Raw genomic sequence first — 1141 nt, forward strand, 5'->3', positions numbered from 1 at the left:
AATACATGCAGCCCTGTCGGAAGAGCGAGTAGGTGCGCGTCTTGGCTGTGTTGGCCTTCAAACCCTTCTCCATCCCGAGACTCTCCCCCGCGGCGCCCAGCAGCGTCAGCAGCACCTGGGACAAGGCGCTCACCAGCAGCAGCCTGTCTCTGCGCTCGGGACTCTTCACGCGCACCGTGGACAGTCCCATCCCGAATCTCAAGTCCTTGACGTCCCGGAACGTCTCCTCGCACGAGAAGCGCCGGGCGTAGAGGTCCACCACCTGGCGCGCGCTGGAGGCTCCCAGGCTGGTGGCCAGACACCACGGCTCCTTCATTCCCTTCTGGTGCACCAGCACCACCGCTGGCACCGGCGTGCGGTCCGCCGTCACATGCACGTCCATCAGCTTCTTGGCGTGCCCGCTGGTGGGAATCCACTCGGCCGCGGGACACCCGGTGCCGCCGGCCACCTCCACCCGCACGTCCTTGCGAAAGCGCACCACGTACTCGAAGCCCGCCTGGGCCAAAAGGGCATACAACCGCTGGTCCGCGAAGCCCCGGTCCGCCAGCACCGTCACCTTCACCCCTTCGGGCACGCACTCCTTGAGCCGCAGCAGCAGCTCATCCTCCGCCTGGGCGCGGTTGCCCGCCAGCGCGCTCTTCTGCAGCGTCATCCACAGCAGGGGCGTGGTGCGTCCATGCGAGGTGACGAGGCTGGCCACCAGGGTGGTGTGGTCATCGGCCTCGAAGTCCGTCCAGTCCAACGCCACCAGCGCCTCGGTGCGCTCGGCCAGCACGTATGGCACCCACGAGGCCGCCAGCTTCCACACGTCCACCGCATCGTTGGACAGCAGCCGGTCCACCTGCTTGATGCCGTGCTTCTGCACTCCGCCTCGCGCCCACGCCAGCGCCTGGCCAATGGCGTGCACCGACAGCGACGCGGCGTGCACCACGCCCAACGTCGCGTGCGCCAGCGACAGCACCCTCTTGGCGTGCAGGTCTTCCTCGAACAGGCTCTCCAGGAACCTCAGCACCTGCTCTTCGTTGATGGCCACTTTGCGTCCCCGCATGGCCTCTCTTACTGCTCCCCACCACTCCGCCTCGCACGCAGCTGTCAGGTAGGCGTCTGGCGATCCGCTCGCTTAAATGCGGGGATCACTCAG

At 67.0% G+C, this 1141-nt stretch carries 1 protein-coding gene; it reads right to left on the reverse strand.

Annotation, left to right across the window (positions count from 1 at the left end; all coding sequences use genetic code 11):
• A partial coding sequence (locus tag D7Y15_RS43560; RefSeq protein ID WP_121756225.1) for an IS4 family transposase occupies positions 1-1048 on the reverse strand: 1048 nt, incomplete at its 3' end.
• Positions 1049-1141 lie beyond the last annotated feature (93 nt).

It is taken from the genome of Corallococcus sp. AB030 (assembly GCF_003668965.1).
GTDB classification, from domain to species: domain Bacteria; phylum Myxococcota; class Myxococcia; order Myxococcales; family Myxococcaceae; genus Corallococcus; species Corallococcus exiguus.